Below are 21,349 nucleotides of genomic sequence, written 5' to 3'. Positions count from 1 at the left end.
GTGGTTCCTACTTCGCGTTTTCTGCGGAATCTGCCGATTCCTGCATGGGGATGCGGACGCCGCGTTCTTTGGCGACGTCGAGGGCGCGGTCGTAGCCGGCGTCGGCGTGGCGGATGACGCCCATGCCGGGGTCGTTGGTGAGGAGGCGTTCGAGTTTCTGGGCGNCGGGCGTGACACCGCTGCAGCCGAGGGTGACGGTCACCGGTTCGTGGGTTGTAAGTGTCACTTGTGGTTCCTACTTCGCGTTTTCTGCGGAATCTGCCGATTCCTGCATGGGGATGCGGACGCCGCGTTCTTTGGCGACGTCGAGGGCGCGGTCGTAGCCGGCGTCGGCGTGGCGGATGACGCCCATGCCGGGGTCGTTGGTGAGGAGGCGTTCGAGTTTCTGGGCGGCGAGGTCGGTGCCGTCGGCGACGGAGACCTGGCCGGCGTGGATGGACCGGCCGATGCCGACACCGCCGCCGTGGTGGATGGAGACCCAGGTGGCGCCGGAGGCGGTGTTGAGCAGGGCGTTGAGCAGGGGCCAGTCGGCGATCGCGTCGGAGCCGTCGGCCATGGCCTCGGTCTCACGGTACGGGGAGGCGACCGAGCCGGAGTCCAGGTGGTCGCGGCCGATCACGATGGGGGCCTTGACCTTGCCGTCCTTCACGAGCTGGTTGAACAGCAGGCCGGCCTTGTGGCGTTCGCCGTAGCCGAGCCAGCAGATCCGGGCCGGGAGGCCTTCGAACTCGACCCGGTCCTGGGCGGCGTCGATCCAGCGGTGCAGGTGCTTGTTCTCCGGGAACAGTTCCTTGATCGCTTCGTCGGTGACGCGGATGTCTTCCGGGTCCCCGGACAGGGCCACCCAGCGGAACGGGCCCAGGCCCTCGCAGAACAGCGGCCGGATGTAGGCCGGGACGAAGCCGGGGAATTCGAACGCGCGTTCGTAACCGCCCTTGCGGGCCTCGTCGCGGATGGAGTTGCCGTAGTCAAAGACCTCGGCGCCGGCGTCCTGGAACTCCACCATGGCCTGGACGTGTTTGGCCATGGAGGCCTGGGCCTTCTTGGTGAAGCCTTCGGGATCGGCTTCGGCTTCGCGGTGCCACTCGGCCACGGTGATGCCCTCGGGCAGGTAGGACAGCGGATCGTGGGCGCTGGTCTGGTCGGTGACGATGTCCACCGTGAGCTCGCCGGCTGTGTGGCGGCGCAGGATCTCGGGGAACACCTCGGCGGCGTTGCCCACGTAGCCCACGGACCAGCCGCGGCGCTCCTCCTTGGCGGCCAGGACCTTGGCGATGGCGGCGTCCAGATCGGTTTCCACCTCGTCGAGGTAGCGCTTGCCGGCGCGGCGGCGCAGCCGGGTCTCATCAACATCGACAATCAGGCAAGCCCCGTCATTCAGGGTGACCGCGAGGGGCTGCGCTCCGCCCATCCCGCCGCAGCCGCCGGTCAGGGTCAGGGTACCGGCGAGCGTGCCGTTCTCGTCCCCGGTCAGCTTCCGGGCGATCGCGGCGAAGGTCTCGAACGTGCCCTGCAGGATGCCCTGGGTGCCAATGTAGATCCAGGACCCGGCAGTCATCTGCCCGTACATCATCAGGCCCTCGGCCTCGAGCCGGCGGAACTCAGGCCAGGTGGCCCAGTCACCCACAAGGTTGGAATTGGCCAGCAACACCCGCGGTGCCCACTCGTTGGTCCGGAACACCCCCACCGGCTTGCCGGACTGGACCAGGAGCGTCTCGTCCTTCTCCATGCTCTCCAGCGTCCGGGTGATCGCATCAAACGCAATTGGCCAGCAACACCCGCGGTGCCCACTCGTTGGTCCGGAACACCCCCACCGGCTTGCCGGACTGGACCAGGAGCGTCTCGTCCTTCTCCATGCTCTCCAGCGTCCGGGTGATCGCATCAAACGCGGCCCAGGACCGCACAGCCCGGCCCGTGCCGCCGTACACCACCAGATCATCCGGGCGTTCAGCAACCTCCGGATCCAGGTTGTTCATCAGCATCCGCAGCGGCGCCTCGGTCTGCCAGGACTTGGCCGTGAGCCCAGTACCCCGGGCAGCCTTGACCGGGCGGGCACCGGTAGTGAAATCGGCGGGTGCCATGATGGCTCCTTTTCTTTGGTGTCTGTGGTTCGAAAGAAGTTCTGTAACAACTAAAGCCCTTGGCGGAGGGGCTTTACAGGGGTTTCCGGGCGGTACTGTCCGGCATCCCAGACGCGGCTGGGCTACTTCACGGGGCGGCCGTGGAGCCGGAGGGACAACTCGTCGGCGACCTTCTGCACGCGGCCGGCCAGCACGGGCCATTCCTGCGCGGGCAGCTTGTCCTCGAGGAACGTCACTGCGACTGCCGCCGTCGGCCATCCCAGGTGATCCGTCACGGCGGCGGCAATGGAACCAAAGCCAGGCGTGACTTCGCCATGCTCAGTGGCGTAGCCGCGCTGCCTGACCTGGTCCAGGTGGGAGGACAGTGCAGAGTACTTCATGATGGCGTCCTCCACCTCGTGCCGTGCCGTGAAGGCAGCGGCGTTGGGGTACAGCGCGCGCACCTGCGACTTGGGCAGCGCGGCCAGGATGGCCCGCCCGCTGGCGGTGAGGTGGCTGGGGAGCCGGACGCCGACGTCGGTCACCAGGGAAGGGCGGTTTTTGGCCCTTTCCTCCACGATGTAGAGCACGTCCCGTCCATGCAGGACAGCCAGGTGGGCACTCTCGCCGAGGGCATCCACGAGGCTCGCGAGCAGCGGCCGGCCCAGCCGGGACAGCGGTTCCTGGCGGGAGTAGGCGGAACTGAGTTCGAAGGCACTGATACCAAGCCCGTACCGCTGTTCCTCGTGGAGGTGGAGCACAAACCCGTTCGCCTCCATCACACCGAGCAGGTGGTAGACACTGGACCGCGGCAGGCCGAGCGTGGAAGCAATTTGCGACGCCGCCATCGGACCTCGGCGGGAGGCCAACAGTTTGAGGATGCGCAGTGTGTTTTCGGCAGCCGGGACTTTGGACGTCGCTTTCAAGGCTGCTTTTGATTCGTTGACCGCCTGCGGCCCCGCCTCGGTCACCGACACCGGACCCTCCTTCGTATGTAGCAGTGTGTCCCGGCGATGTCCGGGATCCCGTACTTAAGCTTGCACCTTCCTCGACCGTCCTGGCGCTGTTAGTGCGCGGCGACTGTCTGGAATACGAGACATACTTCAACAGATCGGGGACCTGCCCCCGGTTGGCCGGCCAGCCAACAGCGCATCCGGGGTACTCAGATATCCTGCGCACATCGAGTGCCGCGAGATTGCCTTGAGAGCTCGCCTCAGACCCTCACCACCACCTTGCCGCGCGCCCGGCCCGCGCGGAGGTACGAGATGGCGTCCGGCGCTTCGGCGAGGGGAAAGACCCGATCGACCGCAGGCTTGACGCTGCCGGCTTCGATCAGCGATGCAAGGGCCTCAAGATCCAGGTGCGTTTCCTTCGAGACCAGTCCTTTCAACGTGCGGCCAGCAAACAGGGAGACCAGCGGCGCACCAAGGGACCGCTGAAATCCGCCGGTCAGTTTGCCGCCCCCTTCGCCGCCGACAATCACCAGCGTGCCCTTTGGGACCAACAGGCGCCGCAGGACGGACAGTGGCCGGTTGCCGGCCGTATCCAGGATGACGTCGTACAGCTTCCCGGTGTCCGCGATATCGGACCGGGTGTAGTCAATAACTTCATCCGCCCCGAGGGACCGCACCAGCTCGACCTTTCCGGTGCTGCACACACCCGTTACCTCGGCTCCGAAGGCCTTGGCCAGCTGGACCGCGAAGGACCCCACGCCCCCGCCGGCTCCCAGGATCAGCACTTGCTGCCCAACACCCACCCGGCCTGCATCCCGGACAGCCTGCAAAGCGGTAACCCCGGAGATCGGCGCCGCCGCAGCTTCTTCGAACGAGAGGTTCACCGGCTTTCGGGCCAGCCGGTCCTCCTTGGCACAGACGAATTCGGCAAAGGACCCGTCGCAGGTCCCAAACACCTCGTCCCCGGCTCTAAAGCGGCTCACCCCAGGCCCAACCGCTTCCACCATGCCCGCCACTTCCCGGCCCCGGACAGGAACCTTCGGCTTCTTCAGCCCGTATCCAAAGAGCCGGATCAGATAGGGCAGCCCGGCCATCAGGTGCCACACGCCCTGGTCGACGCCGGCCGCCCGCACCCGGATCAGCACCTGGCCCCCGCCGGGCTCGGGCCGGGCAATGTCCCGCAACTCGAGTACGTCCGCCGATCCATAAACGTCCTGCACGATCGCTTTCATCATCGATCTCCTTCACCGCTGCCGGTATCGGGCCACAACCTCAACGCAGTTCATCCACCCGGGCGGGCCCTCAACGTAAGAAAAAGCCGGTAAGGCGTCAAGGGTCCTTCGGCCCTGGACCGGATAAGCAGGCATTCGCGGCGCAATCTGAGATGAAAGACACCAAGCACCGCCACGGGCGGCCGCGGCTGAGTACGTCGGTCCGGGGAGCTCCAGGCAGTGCTTGACGCTCCCCGCCGGAGTTAGGATCAGGCATGGTGCCACTGTCCAACCTGCTGGCGTTTTCGCTCGCCGCCGTGATCCTCATCGCCGTTCCGGGACCGAGTGTCCTGTTTGTCATCGGACGCTCTTTGGCGCTCGGCTGGAAGGGCGGGGTGCTCACCGTGCTGGGCAACGCGGCCGGCCAGTTGGTGCAGGTGGCTGCGGTGGCGCTGGGCGTGGGAATTGTGGTGGCGCAGTCGGTGATGTTGTTCAGCGTGGTGAAGCTGGCCGGCGCGGCGTACCTGGTGTATCTGGGCATCAAGGCCATCCGGCACCGGCGGGACCACGCCTCCCCCGAGCGCCCGCCGGTGGACCCGCGTCCGCTGCGGCTGATGGCTGAGGGACTGGTGGTGGGCGCCACCAACCCCAAGTCCGTGGTGTTCTTCGTGGCCGTCCTGCCGCAGTTTGTTGACTACCAGTCCGGCACCATTCCCTTCCAGCTGGGGCTGCTGGGCATGGTCTTCGTGCTGATAGCGCTCGTTTCTGACAGCCTGTGGGCGATCGCCGCCGGTTCGGCCCGCCAGTGGTTTGCCCGGTCACCCCGCAGGATTTCCGCCATGGAGGCAACCGGCGGGGCGCTAATGATCGGGTTGGGAAGCACCCTCGCGCTGACCGGCACCAAGTCCTGATGGCCCGGACCCCCCGCCCGGGAAGGCGGGGAAGGCCGGACAACCAGAGGGGAGCGCTGCGGCCTAGGCAGACGCAGCGGCGGACCTGACGGCCTCGGCGAGGGACGTCGTCGGGCGGCCGATCAACCTGCGCAGGTCGCCGGTGCTGACCAGGAGGTCGCCGCGGGCAATGCCGAGGTCTGAATCCGCGAGGATTTCGGCAAATGCCTCCGGCACTCCGAACCCGCTCAGCATGCCGGCATATTCCGAGGCAGGAAGGTCCTGGTATGCAATGCTCTTGCCGGCGGCGGCGCTGATCTCGGCGGCGAGTTCAGCCATGGTGAACGGTTCGTCGCCACCCAGCTCGTAGACCTTGCCGGTCTGGTCTTCGGCAACCAGGACGGCCGCGGCCGCGTGGGCGTAGTCGGCGCGGGACGCGGCGCTGACCCGGCCTTCGCCGGCGCTTCCGGCGATGGCACCCTGGGCCAGGGTACCCGGCAGCTGGTCCGTGTAGTTCTCCAGGTACCAGCCGTTGCGCAGGAGGACGAACGGAACTCCGGATTCCCGCAGGATGGTTTCCGTTGCCTGGTGCTCGGCTGCCAGCTTCATCCCGGTGGTGTCTGCGTTGGCGATGCTGGTGTACGCGAGCAGCTCCACACCCTCGGCTTTGGCGGCCTCGATGACGGTGCGGTGCTGCTCCACCCGCTGACCCACTTCGCTGCCGGAGATGAGCAGCACCTTGGTGGCGCCCTTCAGGGCACCTGCCACGGAGGCGGGATCGGAATAATCCAGGGCCTTGACCTGGACGCCGCGCTCGGCGAAGTCTGCGAGCTTTTCAATCGAACGCCCGGTGGCCACGATCTCCTGCGCGGGAACGTTGCGCTCCAGCAGGGCGGCAATGACGTGGCGGCCCAGCTGGCCGGTTGCTCCTGTGACGACGATGCTCATGAATTTTCCTTCCGTAGGGGGTTCTTCATGAAGCACAACCATGGCGCCTTCCGAATACTTCCCGAAAGAGAGTACGCACTTTGAGGTAAGGTACTGGTATGGAAGTAAGTACAGCCGCTCCAGCCCATGCCGCTCCCCTTCCCGTAGCGCTGGCCGACGGCGTGTTCCCGGCCGGGTGCCCCAGCCGGACAGTCCTTGACCACATCACCAGCAAATGGGGCGTGCTGATCCTGCTGGCGTTGTCCGAGGGTGAGCAGCGATGGAGCGAGCTGCGGCGGCGGGCTGAGGGCATCAGCGAGAAAATGCTGGCCCAGACCCTCAAGACCCTCGAGCGCGACGGCCTGGTCAGCCGGAAAGCCCAGGCCGTCATCCCCCCGCGCGTGGACTACAGCCTGACTGATCGAGGCTACGAACTCAGCGGCCTGCTGGTTCCGCTGGTTGCGTGGGCCTTTGATAACGCCGATGACATCGTCAGCGGGCAGCGCTGATCTGGGGAGTATTCCTGCCCCAGAAAAGCGAGTACATGTTACTGGTGTGACTGGTGTGAATAGCGCCTAGCTTTGGCGTACGGTGTCAGCCGGGAGTGGGAGGGCCGCCCTCCGCTGGGAGCACTCTGGTTGAACTGCACCGCCAGTGGGTGGATGAACAGCCGCCCGCAAGGAGTTGGTACGCATGGTGAAAACCTTTGTCCCCGACCCTGCCGTCCTGGGCCAGCCCATCAGCCTCGCCACGGCCGCGGCGGAATTGTTGAACCGGGCCAAGACGGCCCTCACGCCGCGGTCACCGTACAGAATCGGGGACGCCGTAGTGGGCGACGATCCGTTCAATGGCCGGTGCGAGGGCGTGGTCGTCTCCCAACGGGGAACGGCAGCAGGCGTGAAAACCGCCACCGGAATAGTGTTCTACGACCACCGGGTGCTCAAGCCCCAGGATTGACCCCTCACACCCGGGAGTTTTTGTCCAGATATGCAGGGTTGAAGGCCGAATAAACCTGCATATCTGGACAAAAACTCCAAAGGTGGGGTGGGCTACCTGGCGGACCAGCCGCCGTCCATGGTGTAGCTGGCGCCGGTGACCATACCGGCGTGGTCCGAGGCCAGCCAGGCTACCAGGGAGGCCACCTCCTCGGGCTCCACCAGCCGCTTGATGGCGGACTCCGTCAGCATCACCTTGGCCAGAACCTCCGATTCGGGAATGCCGTGCACGGCAGCCTGGTCAGCGATCTGCTTCTCCACCAGCGCCGTGCGGACGTAGCCGGGGTTGATGCAATTGGACGTCACCCCGTGGTCCCCGCCCTCCAGCGCCGTTACCTTGCTCAGCCCCTCGAGGCCGTGCTTGGCGGAAACATACGCGCTCTTGAACGGCGAGGCCCGGATCCCGTGCACCGAGGACAGGTTGATGATCCGCCCGAACCCGTTGGTGTACATGTGCGGCAGGGCGGCCCGGATCAAGAGGAACGGCGCCTCCAGCATCAGGGCGATGATCCGGCGGAACTGCAGCGGATCAAATTCCTCGATGGGGCTGATGCGCTGGATCCCGGCGTTGTTCACCAGGATGTCGCAGTCCAGGCTCAGGGTGGCGAGCTTGTCCACGTCCAGCAGGTCAACGGCCCAGGAGGTGCCGCCCACCTCGTCGGCGAGCGCGGCGGCTCCGGCGGCATCCACGTCCGCCACCACCACTTTCGCTCCCCGGGCAGCCAGCTCCCGGACGCACGCGGCCCCTATTCCGCTGGCTCCCCCGGTGACCAGTGCCTTGCGGCCAGTCAAAGTGTTTTCCATAGCTGCTCCCTTGCGGTCATCCATCACACGTCTCCTTTCGGCCCGGGCGGCTCAGCGCGCCGGGGCGGAGAGCAGGCCCTCACGGGCGGCGTCGGCCTTGTCCACGTCCTCCAGCGCGATGCCCTTGGTTTCCCGGAGGCTCAGCACGGCCGCCGAGGTGATGGCGGAGGCCACCACCAGGTAGATGGCGGTGGGCACCCACGAGCCGGTGTCCTTCAGCCACTGGGTGGCCAGCAGCGGCGCCAGCGACCCGGCAAAGATGGACGTCACCTGGGAACCGAGCGAGACGCCGGAGTAGCGCATGCGGGTGGGGAACAGTTCGGCCATGATGGCGGGCTGCCCGGCGTACATAAAGGCGTGCAGGCAGAGTCCGATGGTCACGGCGGCCACGATGACCACTGCGTTGCGAGTATCGAACATCGGGAAGGCGAAGAACGGCCAGGCCGCCCCGGAGATGGCGCCGAACAGGTACACGGGCTTGCGTCCCACCGAGTCCACCAGCCGGCCCACCTGCGGGATCACCAGGAAGTGGATGATGTGGGCGATCAGGAGGGCCAGCAGGAGCGAGGAGGTGTCGTACTTGTGGACGCTCTTGAGGTAGACAATGGCGAAGCTGACCACAAGGTAGTACATGATGTTCTCGGCGAACCGCAGGCCCATGGCCTGGAGGATGCCCTTGGGGTACTTGCGGACCACTTCGAAGACGCCGTAGCTGACGGCCTGTTCCTTCTCCACCAGGGCCTTGGCCTCGAGGAAGATGGGGGCTTCGGTGACGTGGGTGCGGATGTAGTAGCCAACAAACACAATCACCGCGGAGAGCCAGAACGCCACGCGCCAGCCCCAGCCGAGGAATGCCTCGCTGCTGAGCGCGGTGGACATGATGAACAGGACCAGCGTGGCGAGCAGGTTGCCCACCGGCACGGCGGCCTGGGGCCAGCTGGACCAGAAACCGCGCGACTTGTTGGGGCTGTGCTCGGCCACGAGCAGTACGGCGCCGCCCCATTCGCCGCCGAGCGCGAAGCCCTGGATGAAGCGCAGGGCCACCAGCAGTGCCGGCGCCAGGTAGCCGATCTCGGCGAACCCGGGCAGGCAGCCCATCAGGAACGTTGCCACGCCCACAATCACGATGGTGAGCTGCAGGGTGGGCTTGCGGCCCAGTTTGTCGCCGATCTGGCCGAACACGATGCCGCCCAGCGGACGTGCCACGAATCCGACGGCGTAGGTGAGGAAGGCCTGGATGATGCCGTCCAGCTCGTTCCCTGTGGCGGGGAAGAAGTACTTGCCGAACACCAGGGTGGCGGCGGTGGCGTAGAGGAAGAACTCGTACCACTCCACCACCGTGCCCACCATTGAGGCGGCCACGATCTTCTTCAGTCCGGATCCTTTGGATGCAGGTCCGGCAGTGTTGTCCGCCGGGCGTTGTTCAACGCTCATGGGGTTTCTCCTTGGTGTCCACGATGACACGTGCTGTGTTCTCCAGCACTAATGGCTTCACTGAGTATTACTGCACAGTCATGGCGCTTCAATGACCAATCCGGCACCAAGCGTGTGCAGAATTGCAGATATGAAAGCAAACCCCGATGACCTGCTGGTGCTCCTTGCGGTGTCCCGCTCGGCAAAATTTACGACGGCGGCGCAGGCTTTGGGCTTGAACCACACCACCGTCTCACGCAGGATAGCCGCGCTGGAGAAGGCGCTCGGCGGCAGGGTCCTGGCGCGGGCCACGGGGGGCTGGGAGCTGACGGACCTCGGCGCCAGGGCGGTGCAGGTGGCCGAACAGGTGGAGGCTGTGGTGGGCACGCTGGGCGCCGCCGGCCACGCACCGGACCCGATTACCGGCGTCGTCCGCATGACCGCCACCGACGGGTTCAGCGCCTATATCGCCGCGCCGGCGGTGGCGCGGCTCCGGCGCGACCACCCGGGGCTCAGCGTGGAGGTGGTGACCATGACCCGGCGGGCGCTGCAGCAGCGCTCGGGACTGGACATCGAAGTGGTGGTGGGCGAGCCGCAGGTGCACCGGGCCGAGGCGGTCCGGCTGGGCGATTACATGCTGGGAATGTACGCCTCGCGCGCCTACCTTGCCGAGCATGGAACCCCCGCCACCGTGGCCGAACTCAATGAGCACCCGCTGGTCTATTTCGTGGATTCCATGCTGCAGGTGGACGACCTCGATGCCCCGCGCCGGCTGGTGCCGGCAATGCGCGACGGCCTGACCTCCACCAACGTTTTTGTCCATGTGGAGGCCACCCGCGCCGGGGCCGGGATCGGTTTCCTGCCGTGCTTTATGGGCGACCTGCACGAGGACCTGGTCCGCCTCCTGCCGACCGAAATCGCCGAACTGCTGCCCTACTGGATGGTGCTGCGGCCGGACTCGATGCGGCGCCCGGCCGTGGCTGCCGTGGTGCAGGCGCTCCGGGACCGGATGGCAGAACACCGGGACTGGCTGCTGGGCCGGGGCAAGGAGCCCGGACGCTAGGCCACCACGGGAGGGTCGTGGCGGACGGGGGCGCCGGCGGCGAAGGCCCTGACCTGCTCGTCGTCCCAGAGGTGGGCCGGGACGGCCCCGCCCAGCAGCCGGCGGTGCAGCTTCCGGTCGTCGCCGAAGGGGGCATCGCTGCCGGCCATCACCATGTTCCCGTAGCGCCGGCCCTTGAGCATGGCCGGGTCCGCGATGATCACGGTGTATTTGAAGGCTGCCGCGATGGTGGCGGCGTCCTCGCGCGCGTTCTTCAGGTCCGGGGCATCGCCGGAGTTCACCACGTAGAGCCCGCCGGGAGCCAGGACGCGCTTCACCTGCTGGTTGAACTCGGCAGTGGTCAGCGCGCGGGGGGTGAACGCGCCGGCGAACACGTCGCGGATGATGAAGTCACGGGTTTCGGGGGTCAGCGTTTCGGTGACCTCGCGGGCCTCCCCCACGCGGAGGCGCAGGAGGGGCGCCTTGGGCAGGTCGAACCAGCCGCGCACGTACTCGGCCAGCTTCCCGTCCAGTTCCACCACCACCTGCCGCGCGTCAGGATAGACGGCGTGGAAGTAGCGGGCCAGCGAGCAGGCACCGCCGCCCAGGTGCAGGCCGCGCAGCTTCTGTTGGGTGCCGGAAACCTCCGCCGCCGGCCAGCGCGACTCGATCAGCGCCGACATCCAGCGCATGTACTCAAAGTCCAGGAAAAGGGGGTCGGCCAGGTCGATGTGGGAGCTCATCACGCCGTTGATCTTCAGCAGCCAGCCGGTGGAGTTGTCCTGGTCCGCGATCAGCTCGCAGTCCCCGGTGTCGATGTAGTAGACACCTTCCACGGGTCCGCTGCTCTTTGCCGCTACTGCGCGGGGACCCGCCGGCAGGTCCACGACGCCGGCAACGGCACGGCTGCTGTTGCGGCCGCCTGACCTTCCGCGTTTTGCCATTACCGGTGCCGTGCTTCAGTCATGCATCAACCTTAGTTGCTGGGCCTTGGTTGCTCCGCACGGCCAGGTGCCGGGCACGGTCAGTTGCCCGGCACAGCCCCTTCGCCCTCGCGGATCCGCTTCACCACGGCGGTGGTGGACCTCTCGGCAACGTAATCCAGGATGGCCACCCGCCCGCCGTATTCCTCCACAGCCGGTGTCTCGGCCAGCATCTCCGGGGTGTAGTCGCCGCCCTTGGCATAGACCTCAGGCCGCAGCTGCCGGATCAGCGGCGCCGCGGTGGGGGTATCAAACACCGTCACGTAGTCCACGCAGCTGAGGGCGGCCACCACGGCGGCACGGTCCGCCATGGAGTTGATGGGCCGTCCGGCGCCCTTGAGTTGCCGCACCGAAGCGTCGCTGTTGAGGGCCACCACCAGGACGTCCCCCAGCTGCTTGGCCTGGTTGAGGTACCGGGTGTGGCCGCTGTGCAGGACGTCGAAGCAGCCGTTGGTAAGCACGATCCGTTGGCCCTCGGACCGGTGCAGCTCCAGTTGCCGTTCGAGTTCGTCGGCGCCCAGTGCGGTGTCAGCGAAGGCTGCAAGGTACCGGCTGAGCTGGCCGGTACTGCACACGGAAGTGCCGGGCTGGTGCACCACCACGTCCGCGGCCGACTGGGCCAGGTCCAGGCTCGCCGTCAGCGGCAGTCCGGCCGCGCGCGCCAGCGTCAGCGCGGCCACAAAAGTGTCGCCGGCCCCGGATGCCTGCTTCTCGGCGGCCGGACGCGCCCACGTTCGGTGCGTGACGCCGTCGGGCCTCAACAGCATGGTGCCGTCGCGGTCCAGGGTGACCACCACGGCGCCCGCGCCCGTGGCTGCCAGCAGCGCGTCCGCGTGCTGGCTGACCGCTTCCACCCTGTCCTGGCCATCCGGCAGCCGCAGGTCCAGCATCCGCGCGGTCTCCTGCGCGTTGGGCGTCACCAGGTCCGGGCGGAGCGGTGCCCAGGGACGGGGGTCGTGCGAGTCAACCACCAGCAGCGGGCGGTCCCCCGGAACTGGAGCCTGCGCCAGAGCTTCGACCAGACCGTCGCGGACGGGGTCGGCCAGGACACCGTTGCCGTAGTCGCACACCAGCACCGCGTCCCGGCGTTCGACGGCGGCACGCACCGAAGCGGCCAGCGCCGCCAACGCCTCGGCCGGCACAGCCCTGGCCGAGTCGTCGAGGCGGAGCATCACCTGGCCGCCGCTGCTGATCCGGATCTTGGTGGTGGTCACCATCTCCGGATGGCTGTGCAGGTGGGTCACGTCGATGCCGGCCGCCACGAGTTGACCGCGGAGGTCCGCTCCGGCGTCGTCGGTTCCGATGATGCCGGCCACCGAGACCCGGGCCCCCAGGGCAGCCAGGTTCATGGCCGTGTTGGCTGCCCCGCCGGGAACTGATTCACGTACCTTGATGTCCACCACCGGGGCCGGGGCCTCACGGCACAGGCGTTCGATGCTGCCGCTCCACCAGCCGTCCAGCATCAGGTCGCCGATCACCAGGATGGCCGGTTCTTCCGCTGCCAGCCGGCCGGGCAGCCATTCGGACAGCGCCCGCTGGCTGGACAGGTCCGCCCGGGCGGGATCGGTGCTGCGGGTATCCGGGTGGCCACCGCTGGCGTGAACCCCGGCCGGCCGGTCGTCGGGTGTCAGGCTCATGATGTGGCCTTCGCGGCCGCCGGCGGTGCGGCGATGTGCACCACTTTCACCCGGCTGAACTCGTCCAGCAGCTCCGGCCCGTAGCCGAAGCCGGCCCCGCTGTCGCCGCGCGGCTGGGCAGCACCACCGGGGGCACCGCCGAACACTTCGTTGATCTTGACGGTGCCCACCGGAAGGGCGGCCACCGCTTGCTGGATGTGGGCGATGTTGCCGCTCAGGACTGTGGCGGCGAGGCCGTACCTGCCGCTGCACGCAAGCCGCAGCCCGTCGTCGAACGTTTCCACCACCTGCACCGGCGCGACGGGCCCAAACGTCTCCTCCGTCATGACGTCCATGCGGCCCGTGCAGCCAAGCAGCACGGTGGCCGGGTAGAACGAACCCGGGCCGTCCGGCAGGGCACCGCCCACCACCGCGCGTGCGCCCTTTTCCAGGGCATCAGCCACTTGGGCGTGCACCTCGTCCCGCATCCGGAGGTCCACCAGCGGTGCAACAGTCCCCTTGTGGTTGCGGAGCGCTGCTTCCGCTTCCAGCGCCTGGCAGAATTCGGCTGCGATGTCCTGGTGGACGTAGATCCGCTCCACTGCCACGCAGATCTGTCCGCTGTTGCTGAAGGCGCCGATGGCAGCCTGCTCCGCCGCCCACACGGGGTCCACATTGCAGTCCACCAGCAACGGATCGTTGCCGCCGTTCTCCCGGATCATGTGCGCACCCGTCAGGGCGCCCGCCCTCGCGATCCGGGCACCGGCCGCACTCGAGCCCACATGCGCGATAACATCCGCGTCGGACTGCGCCAGAAGCGCACCTGTGCCGGCGCCGCCAGATACCGTCTGGAATACGCCCGGCGGGAAGGCGGGAGCGAGGACTTCACCCAGTGCCTCTCCCAGCCGGGGGCAGCGCTCGCTCGGCTTGTGCACAGCGGCGTTTCCGGTGACCAGGGCCGCGCCGATCAGGCCGCACGCCACCGCCACCGGATCGTTCCATGGGGTCAGGAGGACGGCCACGCCGCGGGGCTCGGCCACCGTGTAGTCGGCGGCGAGCCGGTTGCCGCGGAGGCTGTGGCCGCGGTGGGTCGGGCCCAGCTCCGCGTACTGTTCCAAAGTGGAAACGCCCGCACCGATGCCGGCCAGCGACTCCTCGACCGGCCGGCCCGTTTCGCTGAAGTTGAGCCCGGCCAGTTCCTCGGCGGCCGCCGCAAGTGCTTTCGCCGCTGCCCGGAGGGCCGCGCCCCGCTCCGCCGGTGCGGTGGCGGCCCATCCCGTGGCAGCGCTCCGTGCCACCTCCACGGCACGGGTCACCGCCGCGGGTCCGGCTTCCGGCACGGTCCACAAAACCTCACCCGTCCGGGGGTTCCGGATAGTGATGGCGTTGGTGTCCCCGTGCGCAGCGACATTTGATGCAGTGGCATTTGATGCGGTGGTGCCTGTGGCGATGCTGGGCATGATGTTCCTCCCGTCGGTTCCGGCGTGGGTCGCTTGTGGACTTAGGGCCAGGAGCCCTCTTCCTCATGGCAGATCAGCATTTCGCGGACCTCGCAGCCGGTGGGCTGGTTCAAGGCGAACAGGATTGCCTGTGCCGTGTTTGCCGGGTCGTTGAGCCGCGAATCGTCCTGCGGCTTGTACTGCTCCGTGCGGTCGTCGAAGAAGCGGGTCTTCATGCCGCCCGGGATGATGGTGGTCACCCCGATCTCGCCGCCGGTCTCGGCCGCGAGCGCGTGGCTGAATCCCACCACACCGAACTTTGACGCGCAATAGGCGGTGGCGTCAGCGACGGCACGCTTGCCCAGCGTGGAGGCGATGGTCACCACCCGGCCGTGCGAATCCTTAAGGTAGGGCAGCGCGGCACGGACAACAGAAACGGTGCCCATCAGGTTTACCCCGATGACCTTCTCCCATTCAGTGGCCTCGACGTCGGCCAGCTTGCCGCACCGGTCGATGCCGGCCGCCGTCACCACGGCTTCGAGTCCGCCGAGCGATTCGGCGGCCTCCCTGACGGCGGCCTCAACGGCCAGCCGGTCAGCGACATCCACTTCGAAAGCCTTCACGGCGGACACGTTGCTGATGTCGCGGTCCAGCACCACCGGGGTGCCGCCTGCCTTCAAGACGGCGTCGACGACGGCGGCCCCCAGTCCGGAGGCACCGCCGGTCACGAGCACGCGTCCGGGTGTTTTCGACTCTGCGGTCATGGTGTTCCTTTCGATCGGAAGAACAAAACTTTTGGTTGTGGCTGGTTGCTGCACGTGGTGGGCCGGGTGCGTTGTTGCCAGTGGCGCACTGCCGTCAGCTCACCTTGGCGAGGGCGTCGGCCAGGCCGGTGGTGGAACGGGCGGGGTGGTAAGGGACTGTGAGGCACTGTCCGCCCCAGCTCTCCACCAGGGCGGTCTCCGGCAGGCTTGCACCCTTGTAGTCGCCGCCTTTGACCCAAAGGTCCGGGCGAAGCCGTTCCAGGACGGCCTCCGGGGTGTCCTCATCGAAGACCATCACGGCATCCACGCATTCCATGGCGAGGAGCAGTTCGGCGCGGTCGTACTGGTTGATGATGGGCCGCTCAGGGCCTTTCAGCCGCCGCACGGATTCGTCCGAGTTGAGGCACACGACCAGGCAGTCGCCCAGTTCGCGGGCTGCTGCCAGGGACCGGACGTGCCCTGCGTGCAGCAGGTCGAAACACCCTCCGGTGGCCACCACCTTTCCGCCGCGTTCGCGCACGGCGCGGGCCAGCAGCAACGGGTCACTGACCCGGGGCCGGGCCGGCGCCGGGTGCTCGGCGTCGGGCAGGGCCGACACCCCGCCGCCGGCGAGGAAGTCCGCGGCGTCGTGGACGGCGAACTCCGCTGCCTCCTTCAATTCCCGGCCGGCGAGGAGATGGACGGCGAGGCTCGCTGCCAGCCGGTCCCCTGCTCCACAAGGATCGCCCACCTCCACCCGCGGGGCGGGAACGGGTTCCGGGGTGCTGCCGCGGCGGCACAGGACAGCACCCTGTTCGCCCTTCGTTACCAGGACGGCCCCGCTTCCCCACTGCTCCAGCAGGATGGTGCCCATCTCGGCGGCGGGATCAGCGGCCTGCCACGCGTGGCCTTCGTTCCGGCCGCGCGGCTGCACCGCTTTCTGTGCCTCGGCAAGGTTCGGCGTTACGACGGCGACTCCCGGTACCGGGTCCGGCCCGGCAGGGTGCGGGTCCCACACGATGGGCACCTCCGGTGCCAGGCGTTCCAGGAGTCCGCGCAACTGCGGGTTGGCCGCCAGCCCTCGGCCGTAGTCGGCCACTATAATCACTCCGGCCTTCTCCACGGCCCGGAGCATCGCCGGGGTGACGTCCGGGACGGGGGTCTTTCCGCAGCCCTCATCGAAGCGGACCACCGGATGCGATCCTGCCCGCACCCGTGTCTTGACCGGTGAGGGGTACCCGCTGGGCCCTGAGACGAGCCGCACTCCGGCGAGGTGGGCTTCAAGCTGCCGCCCGGCGTCATCATCACCCAAAACCGTCACCAGCGTGACGGGCCAGTTGTCCCGGGCAAGCATCCGCGCCACCAGCCCGGCTCCGCCTGCACGGCGCTTGACGCCGGATACATCCACCACGGGGACCGGCGCGTCAGGGCTCAGCCGCGTGGCTTCCCCGGACAGGTCAACGTCCAGCATTACGTCGCCCACCACCACGATCCTCATACCGACCCACCCCGGTTCTGCAGGTTCAGGCTCTGCACCTGGACGGGATCCGCGGAACTGCGCCGGGCCACTTCCAGGTCGAAGGCGCGGCAGACGGCGTGCAGGGCGATGAGGTGGCCCTCCTGCGCGTTGGCATTGAGGGCGTCCACCATCACCGCTTCGTCGCACGCGTCGGACAAGGGATTGGGGCCGGTCCCGGTGAGCGCCCAAGTGGTGATGTTCAGGCGGGACGCAGCCTCGGCGGCGCGCAGCAGGTTGGCGCTCTTGCCGCTTGTGGACAGCAGCATCAGCACGTCGCCGGACCTGCCGTGGGCACGCACCTGGCGGGCGAAGACGTCGTCGTACCCGTAATCATTGGCGATCGCGGTCACCGCCGAGGACTCGGCGTGCAGCGAGATGGCGGAGAACGGAACCCGCTCGCCGTCGAACCTGCCCACGAGCTCTGCCGTCAGGTGCTGGGCCTCGGCTGCCGACCCGCCGTTCCCGGCCGCGAGGAGCCGCTGTCCGCGGAGCAGCCGGTGGGCCAGCGCCACGCCCCAGGCAGCGAGCCGGCCGGACTGGCTGCGCAGCGAATCGAGGGCCGGCACCACGTTGTCCAGGTGCGCGCGCACGGCCTCCGCGCTGTCCCGGTCCACACCGTCCAGATCCGCAAAAGTGGCGCCCGGCAGCACCGCGGGCAGGGGGGACCGCCGGGCAAGGACCGGCAGGTCGGCTTCACGAAGGGACCATTCCGTCGTCACAGTGCCGCTCCTTCCATCGGGACAGCGCCGGCGGTTGCCCCGGCCATCGCCAGCTGGTAGGCCTTCTCGGTTTCGGCGGCCACCCGGTCCCAGGAGTACCGGGTGCGTGCGCGCCGCTTGCCGGCGGTGCCGAGTTCGGCCCGCAGGGCGGGGTTATCCAGCAGCAAAGCCAGCGCGGACGCAATCGCTTCCGGGTCCCGCGGCGGCACGTGCAGCCCGGTCCCGTGGTCAACCACGGTGTCCCGCAGGCCGCCCACAGCGGCCGCCACCACGGGGACGCCGCACGCCATGGCCTCGAGCGGGACGATGCCGAAGGGCTCGTACCACGGAGCGCACACCACGGCGTCAGCGCTGCGGAAGATGCCGGGCATCTCGCCGCGTGACACCTGGCCCTGCAGGTTCACCTGCTCCGAGACACCCAGTTCCTCCGCCAGGTCGAGCAGGCGGCGGACCTCGGGATCGGCGTGCAGCGCGCCTGATTCTGCGCCGCCGCCCACAATCATGAGCTCCACGTCGTCGAAACCGGCGTCCTGGAGGTATGGCAGCGCCCGGATCACCAGGTCCACGCCCTTGCGCGGCACCAGGCGGCCCACGGAGAGGACGCGGTGCCGGCGCTGCCTGTCGGCGGCCGGGCCGTCCGCGGAAAAAAACCCCAGGTCCACGCCACAGGGGGCAATCGAAATCTTGCCCGTGTTGATGCCCATGGCCTTGAGCTCAAAGACCTCATCAGAACACGTGGCAATGATCCTGTCCGCAGAGCGCCCCAGGCCGGGCTCCAGCCAGCGCCGCTCCGGCGGACTGGTGTCCTCCGCGCCCTGGTGCCGCCGCTTGACCGTTCCAAGGGCGTGGAATGTCTGGACCACAGGAACCCGGTAATCCTGTTCCGGCCGGCCGGCGGCGTCCAGGGCGGCGGCATCCAGTGCCGCAAGGCCGGACATCCAGAAGTGGCCATGCACCACGTCCGGCGGCCGCTGGCTCCAGTCATTGGCCACGCCGTCAGCCAGCAAGCCCATGTAGGGCAACAGTTCGTCCTTGGGGATGTGGCAGGCAGGGCCGGCGTCCACGTGGACCACTTCGAAGCGGCCGCCCACCTGGACCCGCTCCGGAAGTTCAGGTGAATCGCGCCGCGTGTACACAGTCACGTGGTGTCCCCGCTTGGCAAGCGCATCCGAGAGTGCGGCCACGTGTACGTTCTGCCCGCCGGCGTCCACCCCGCCCAATGCCGCCAGCGGACTGGCGTGCTCGGAAATCATTGCGATTTTCATGGAGTATTCCTCTCTCGCGCCGGAACGAGGATCTTCTCGTCACGGCCGTCGTTGCTGGCGGATTGCGGGTGCCGGGCCCGGCTGCCCAGGTCCGCAAGGAGCTCATCCCAACGGCCCTGGAAGCGGCCCAGGCTGTAGCGTTCCAGTGCCGCCTCGCGGGCGGCGAGGCCCCGCCGTCGAGCTTCATCCGGATTGGCGACCAGCCGCTGCGCGCAGCGGAGCAGCTCATCGATATCGGCGGACACCACACCGGCTTCCGGTGGTACCGCCCGCGGGGCTTCGGTGATGGCCAGGGCAACCACCGGCATTCCCAGGTGCATGGCCTCCAGGAGAGACAACCCCAGCGAGGTCCAGCGCATCGGGTGCACGTATACGCGGCAGCGCGCCAGTTCCTGGTGCAGCTCCGGCGTCCGGAGGTCGCCCCGGATTGTCAGCCGGGACGGGTCAATCCCGGCGGCCGCGCCCAGGCCCCCGGTCTTCATCCCGAAGACCTGCAGCGGGGCGACGGAAGCGAAAGCGGGCAGCAGGTCCGTGCCGGTGACCCTGCCGCGGCGGATGGGTTCATTCACCACCACGCCCAGCTCCGGCAGCTCCCCCGTGTAGAGCTGCCCCGGGTCCGGGATCCCGTGCTCGATCACCAGGCTGCGGGCGGATCCGTTATCCCAGGCCAGCTTGTTGAAATGCGTGACGTGCACCAGGGGAATCCGGTCCTGGTCCGCGAGCGGATGCCGGGTGAACGGAAAGTCGCCTTTGGGAGTGTTGTGCTCCAGATACACCGCCGGCAGGTCCACCCCGGGCCGGCGGCCCAGCAGGCGGGCAACTTCGTCAATCTCCTCGGGGCGCTGCAGGACGACGGCGTCGACGGCGTCCCCGTCCAGCGCACCGGGGTCCACCTCCCGCACTGAAGCCGGCCAGTCCCTGCCGGCGCGGCCCAGTCCCCAGGCACCCCCCTCAGGCAGGACGGGAAGGAGGTACTCGTGACGGCCGCGGACGAAGGCGTCCGTCCAGGAACCGTGGACATGCCAGAGCAGGATTCTCATCTGTTGCGGGCCTTTCTACGGGTACTGACGTGGGTGCTGAGGGAGCTCACTCCGCCGATCAGCCGTTCCACCGCCGCCACTACTTCCTCCGGCGACACGGAGTCGAGGCAGGGGTGGCCGGGAACCGGACAGACGCGGGCCCGGGACATCCGGCAGGCGGCGTTCTGGTCGCCAAGCAGTTCCAGCGGGACGCCGTAGGGGGCCCAACGGATGGCCGGCACCACCGGAGAAAAAAGGCAGGCCACCGGGGTGCCCACGGCGGCGGCGAGGTGCGCGGGACCGGTGTTTCCGGTGACGACGGCGTCAGCCCCCGCCATCACGCCGGCGAGGGTACGGAGGTCCGTGCGTCCGCCGAGGTCCAGGGCCGAGGGTCCGGCGACGGTGGCGGTCAACGACGTCTCGCCGGGACCGCCGGTCACCACCACGCGGTGCCCCGCGCCCTGCAGGAGCTCGACGGCGGCGGCATGGTGCAGCGGGGGCCACGCCCTTGCGGGGACGGCAGCTCCGGGGTGCACCACCACATAGGGGTCATCACCCACCAGGCCCCGGGCGTCGGGTACGGACGCGATCCTCAGTTTGCCGTCGTCGCCTGCCGGGAGCCGGAATCCTCCGGCCTCGGCGATGCCCAGGGCCCGTTCGGCTTCGGGCTGGTCTTCGGGAAAGTCCTCGCCGGGCTTGAGCCGGACATCCAGCAGGGAACCGGCGTAGTCCGTGGATGCGCCCGTGATGCGTTCCACACCGGCCAGCCGGAGCAGCAGCGCAAGGGGCAGGGGCGACTGGTGGAAAGAGGTGAGGATGACCGCTTCGGTGATCCTGGAGTTCCGGACATACTCGATGAGCCGGTCTGCGTGCGGGCCTGTCATCTTTGGTGCCGGGTTCATGATCCATGGACTGTCCCAGCTGTAGACCTCCGCGGCGCCCGGCAGCATTCCCGCCGCCGCCTCGCCCTCCCGTCCGCAGAGCATGACCACCTGGTTGGGCCGGCTGCCGTCAGGGAACCGTCCGTTGGCCACTGCCCGTACGGCGGGTCCGGCCAGGAGGACGTCGCCCATGCTGTCCAGGCGTGCCACCAGCACGCGGGCCATCAGGGCCGCTCCGACAGCAGCGAGACGGCCTCTGCCAGGTCGCGGGCCACCAGTTGGGCCTCGGCCACCTCTTCGGCCCGGGTGACCGGTGTGGGCACCAGGACCCCTGTTGCTCCGGCGGCCTCGGCGGCCCGGACGTCAGCGCCGATGTCGCCGATGAGGGCCGCCTCCCGCTCCTCGATGCCAAGCTTCCGACAGGCGCTGTGCACCATTCCCGGAGCGGGTTTGCGGCAGGGGCAGCCGTCCCGGTCCGAATGCGGGCATACCTCCCACACGTCAAAGGGACCCAGCAGTTCCTCCACCCTGGCGTTGACTGCCGCTACGTCACCGGCGGTGATCAGGCCCCGCGCGATGCCGGACTGGTTACTGATGACTCCGGTGGCGATCCCGCCGGCCCGGAGTGCGTCAAGCACTTCTTTGGCACCCGGCACCGGCATGACCCGGCCGGGGTCCCCGTTGTAGGGGACATCGACCACCAGTGTTCCGTCCCGGTCGAACAGGACAGCGCGGAGCTTGGAGCTTACGGAGCTTCCCATACCGTCTCCGTTCCCTCCTGCTGCTGCTCCTAAACAAGGGCTGCGGCTTTTCTCACCTATCGGCTCGAGACTGGTTTTGCGGCTTGAACAGGCAAGATAGGACCGCGAC

Annotated in this window: 20 protein-coding genes and 2 pseudogenes; 4 read left to right on the top strand and 18 right to left on the bottom strand. The window is 68.2% G+C overall.

Going from position 1 to position 21,349, the window contains the following annotated elements:
* Positions 1-7 precede the first annotated feature (7 nt).
* The 5 genes and pseudogenes from BACI348_RS21065 to BACI348_RS03265 all read right to left on the bottom strand — a co-directional run.
* A pseudogene (locus BACI348_RS21065) lies at positions 8-164 on the bottom strand (urocanase-related protein); the annotation flags it as partial.
* Positions 165-235: 71 nt separating this feature from the next.
* Complete coding sequence (gene hutU, locus BACI348_RS03280) at positions 236-1,729, bottom strand: urocanate hydratase (protein ID WP_442858488.1); 1,494 nt, start codon at positions 1,727-1,729, stop codon at positions 236-238.
* Positions 1,730-1,775: 46 nt separating this feature from the next.
* A pseudogene (locus tag BACI348_RS21060) lies at positions 1,776-2,081 on the bottom strand (urocanate hydratase); the annotation flags it as partial.
* Positions 2,082-2,203: 122 nt separating this feature from the next.
* Positions 2,204-3,037, bottom strand: coding sequence for an IclR family transcriptional regulator (locus tag BACI348_RS03270; RefSeq protein WP_442858487.1), 834 nt, complete (start codon positions 3,035-3,037; stop codon positions 2,204-2,206).
* Positions 3,038-3,273: 236 nt separating this feature from the next.
* Positions 3,274-4,248 carry an NAD(P)-dependent alcohol dehydrogenase gene (locus tag BACI348_RS03265; RefSeq protein ID WP_328699907.1) on the bottom strand — a complete coding sequence of 325 codons (975 nt, stop codon included), beginning with the start codon at positions 4,246-4,248 and terminating at the stop codon, positions 3,274-3,276.
* Between the two features lie 251 nt (positions 4,249-4,499).
* On the opposite strand from BACI348_RS03265, the gene BACI348_RS03260 reads away from it, so the two are divergent.
* Positions 4,500-5,135 (top strand): LysE family translocator, encoded by a 636-nt coding sequence (locus BACI348_RS03260; protein WP_159823933.1) that lies wholly within the window; start codon positions 4,500-4,502, stop codon positions 5,133-5,135.
* 63 nt (positions 5,136-5,198) lie between these two features.
* On the opposite strand, the gene BACI348_RS03255 is transcribed toward BACI348_RS03260, so the two are convergent.
* Positions 5,199-6,062, bottom strand: a complete 864-nt coding sequence (locus tag BACI348_RS03255; RefSeq protein WP_159823932.1) for an SDR family oxidoreductase — start codon at positions 6,060-6,062, stop codon at positions 5,199-5,201.
* A 98-nt stretch (positions 6,063-6,160) separates the two neighbouring features.
* Between BACI348_RS03255 and BACI348_RS03250 the strand changes: the two genes are divergently transcribed.
* Both BACI348_RS03250 and BACI348_RS03245 read left to right on the top strand, forming a co-directional pair.
* On the top strand, positions 6,161-6,550 hold the full coding sequence (locus BACI348_RS03250) for a winged helix-turn-helix transcriptional regulator (RefSeq protein ID WP_159823931.1): 390 nt from the start codon (positions 6,161-6,163) through the stop codon (positions 6,548-6,550).
* 184 nt (positions 6,551-6,734) lie between these two features.
* On the top strand, positions 6,735-6,998 hold the full coding sequence (locus tag BACI348_RS03245) for a hypothetical protein (protein WP_159823930.1): 264 nt from the start codon (positions 6,735-6,737) through the stop codon (positions 6,996-6,998).
* 92 nt (positions 6,999-7,090) lie between these two features.
* Here BACI348_RS03245 and BACI348_RS03240 read toward each other — a convergent pair whose 3' ends face one another.
* Positions 7,091-7,840 carry a 3-hydroxybutyrate dehydrogenase gene (locus BACI348_RS03240; RefSeq protein ID WP_159829736.1) on the bottom strand — a complete coding sequence of 250 codons (750 nt, stop codon included), beginning with the start codon at positions 7,838-7,840 and terminating at the stop codon, positions 7,091-7,093.
* 51 nt (positions 7,841-7,891) lie between these two features.
* Positions 7,892-9,274: an MFS transporter gene (locus tag BACI348_RS03235; RefSeq protein ID WP_159823929.1), complete on the bottom strand. Its 1,383-nt coding sequence runs from the start codon at positions 9,272-9,274 to the stop codon at positions 7,892-7,894.
* A gap of 130 nt (positions 9,275-9,404) precedes the next feature.
* On the opposite strand from BACI348_RS03235, the gene BACI348_RS03230 reads away from it, so the two are divergent.
* Complete coding sequence (locus BACI348_RS03230; RefSeq protein ID WP_159823928.1) at positions 9,405-10,316, top strand: LysR family transcriptional regulator; 912 nt, start codon at positions 9,405-9,407, stop codon at positions 10,314-10,316.
* Here BACI348_RS03230 and BACI348_RS03225 read toward each other — a convergent pair.
* From BACI348_RS03225 to BACI348_RS03180, 10 genes are all read right to left on the bottom strand, one after another.
* Positions 10,313-11,239 carry a spermidine synthase gene (locus BACI348_RS03225; RefSeq protein ID WP_159823927.1) on the bottom strand — a complete coding sequence of 309 codons (927 nt, stop codon included), beginning with the start codon at positions 11,237-11,239 and terminating at the stop codon, positions 10,313-10,315. The two genes, BACI348_RS03230 and BACI348_RS03225, sit on opposite strands and share 4 nt — an antisense overlap.
* Before the next feature lie 80 nt (positions 11,240-11,319).
* On the bottom strand, positions 11,320-12,915 hold the full coding sequence (gene rfaE2 / locus BACI348_RS03220; RefSeq protein ID WP_159823926.1) for a D-glycero-beta-D-manno-heptose 1-phosphate adenylyltransferase: 1,596 nt from the start codon (positions 12,913-12,915) through the stop codon (positions 11,320-11,322).
* The gene (locus tag BACI348_RS03215) at positions 12,912-14,354 is read right to left on the bottom strand and encodes an aldehyde dehydrogenase family protein (protein ID WP_159823925.1); all 1,443 of its coding nucleotides are present in this window, start codon (positions 14,352-14,354) and stop codon (positions 12,912-12,914) included. Before BACI348_RS03215 ends, rfaE2 (BACI348_RS03220) begins: the two co-directional genes overlap by 4 nt.
* A gap of 41 nt (positions 14,355-14,395) precedes the next feature.
* A complete protein-coding gene (locus BACI348_RS03210) occupies positions 14,396-15,097 on the bottom strand; it encodes an SDR family oxidoreductase (RefSeq protein ID WP_159823924.1) in 702 nt (233 codons plus the stop codon).
* A 94-nt stretch (positions 15,098-15,191) separates the two neighbouring features.
* Entirely contained in the window at positions 15,192-16,574 is a 1,383-nt protein-coding gene (gene rfaE2 / locus BACI348_RS03205; protein ID WP_159823923.1) for a D-glycero-beta-D-manno-heptose 1-phosphate adenylyltransferase, read from the bottom strand.
* On the bottom strand, positions 16,571-17,314 hold the full coding sequence (locus BACI348_RS03200) for a D-sedoheptulose-7-phosphate isomerase (protein WP_159823922.1): 744 nt from the start codon (positions 17,312-17,314) through the stop codon (positions 16,571-16,573). The genes rfaE2 (BACI348_RS03205) and BACI348_RS03200 overlap by 4 nt, the downstream gene beginning before the upstream one ends.
* Positions 17,311-18,579 (bottom strand): glycosyltransferase, encoded by a 1,269-nt coding sequence (locus BACI348_RS03195; protein WP_159823921.1) that lies wholly within the window; start codon positions 18,577-18,579, stop codon positions 17,311-17,313. Before BACI348_RS03195 ends, BACI348_RS03200 begins: the two co-directional genes overlap by 4 nt.
* Positions 18,576-19,619: a glycosyltransferase gene (locus tag BACI348_RS03190; RefSeq protein WP_159823920.1), complete on the bottom strand. Its 1,044-nt coding sequence runs from the start codon at positions 19,617-19,619 to the stop codon at positions 18,576-18,578. The genes BACI348_RS03195 and BACI348_RS03190 overlap by 4 nt, the downstream gene beginning before the upstream one ends.
* Positions 19,616-20,704: a glycosyltransferase family 9 protein gene (locus BACI348_RS03185; protein ID WP_159823919.1), complete on the bottom strand. Its 1,089-nt coding sequence runs from the start codon at positions 20,702-20,704 to the stop codon at positions 19,616-19,618. The genes BACI348_RS03190 and BACI348_RS03185 overlap by 4 nt, the downstream gene beginning before the upstream one ends.
* Complete coding sequence (locus tag BACI348_RS03180) at positions 20,704-21,240, bottom strand: D-glycero-alpha-D-manno-heptose-1,7-bisphosphate 7-phosphatase (protein WP_159823918.1); 537 nt, start codon at positions 21,238-21,240, stop codon at positions 20,704-20,706. The genes BACI348_RS03185 and BACI348_RS03180 overlap by 1 nt, the downstream gene beginning before the upstream one ends.
* Between the last annotated feature and the right edge of the window lie 109 nt (positions 21,241-21,349).

This window comes from Arthrobacter sp. 9AX (assembly GCF_902506095.1).
Taxonomy (GTDB): domain Bacteria; phylum Actinomycetota; class Actinomycetes; order Actinomycetales; family Micrococcaceae; genus Arthrobacter.
This window is presented reverse-complemented; position numbering and strand designations above follow the sequence as displayed.

Bases quoted from the DNA above. Each gene is read 5' to 3' on its own strand.
- BACI348_RS03235 (WP_159823929.1), bottom strand. From the start codon at position 9,274: ATGAGCGTTGAACAACGCCCGGCGGACAACACTGCCGGACCTGCATCC.
- BACI348_RS03245 (WP_159823930.1), top strand. From the start codon at position 6,735: ATGGTGAAAACCTTTGTCCCCGACCCTGCCGTCCTGGGCCAGCCCATC.
- BACI348_RS03180 (WP_159823918.1), bottom strand. From the start codon at position 21,240: ATGGGAAGCTCCGTAAGCTCCAAGCTCCGCGCTGTCCTGTTCGACCGG.
- BACI348_RS03225 (WP_159823927.1), bottom strand. From the start codon at position 11,239: ATGGCAAAACGCGGAAGGTCAGGCGGCCGCAACAGCAGCCGTGCCGTT.
- BACI348_RS03190 (WP_159823920.1), bottom strand. From the start codon at position 19,619: ATGAGAATCCTGCTCTGGCATGTCCACGGTTCCTGGACGGACGCCTTC.
- rfaE2 (WP_159823923.1), bottom strand. From the start codon at position 16,574: ATGAGGATCGTGGTGGTGGGCGACGTAATGCTGGACGTTGACCTGTCC.
- BACI348_RS03260 (WP_159823933.1), top strand. From the start codon at position 4,500: ATGGTGCCACTGTCCAACCTGCTGGCGTTTTCGCTCGCCGCCGTGATC.
- BACI348_RS03215 (WP_159823925.1), bottom strand. From the start codon at position 14,354: ATGCCCAGCATCGCCACAGGCACCACCGCATCAAATGCCACTGCATCA.
- BACI348_RS03210 (WP_159823924.1), bottom strand. From the start codon at position 15,097: ATGACCGCAGAGTCGAAAACACCCGGACGCGTGCTCGTGACCGGCGGT.
- BACI348_RS03230 (WP_159823928.1), top strand. From the start codon at position 9,405: ATGAAAGCAAACCCCGATGACCTGCTGGTGCTCCTTGCGGTGTCCCGC.
- BACI348_RS03255 (WP_159823932.1), bottom strand. From the start codon at position 6,062: ATGAGCATCGTCGTCACAGGAGCAACCGGCCAGCTGGGCCGCCACGTC.
- hutU (WP_442858488.1), bottom strand. From the start codon at position 1,729: ATGGAGAAGGACGAGACGCTCCTGGTCCAGTCCGGCAAGCCGGTGGGG.
- BACI348_RS03265 (WP_328699907.1), bottom strand. From the start codon at position 4,248: ATGATGAAAGCGATCGTGCAGGACGTTTATGGATCGGCGGACGTACTC.
- BACI348_RS03250 (WP_159823931.1), top strand. From the start codon at position 6,161: ATGGAAGTAAGTACAGCCGCTCCAGCCCATGCCGCTCCCCTTCCCGTA.
- rfaE2 (WP_159823926.1), bottom strand. From the start codon at position 12,915: ATGAGCCTGACACCCGACGACCGGCCGGCCGGGGTTCACGCCAGCGGT.
- BACI348_RS03185 (WP_159823919.1), bottom strand. From the start codon at position 20,704: ATGGCCCGCGTGCTGGTGGCACGCCTGGACAGCATGGGCGACGTCCTC.
- BACI348_RS03195 (WP_159823921.1), bottom strand. From the start codon at position 18,579: ATGAAAATCGCAATGATTTCCGAGCACGCCAGTCCGCTGGCGGCATTG.
- BACI348_RS03240 (WP_159829736.1), bottom strand. From the start codon at position 7,840: ATGGAAAACACTTTGACTGGCCGCAAGGCACTGGTCACCGGGGGAGCC.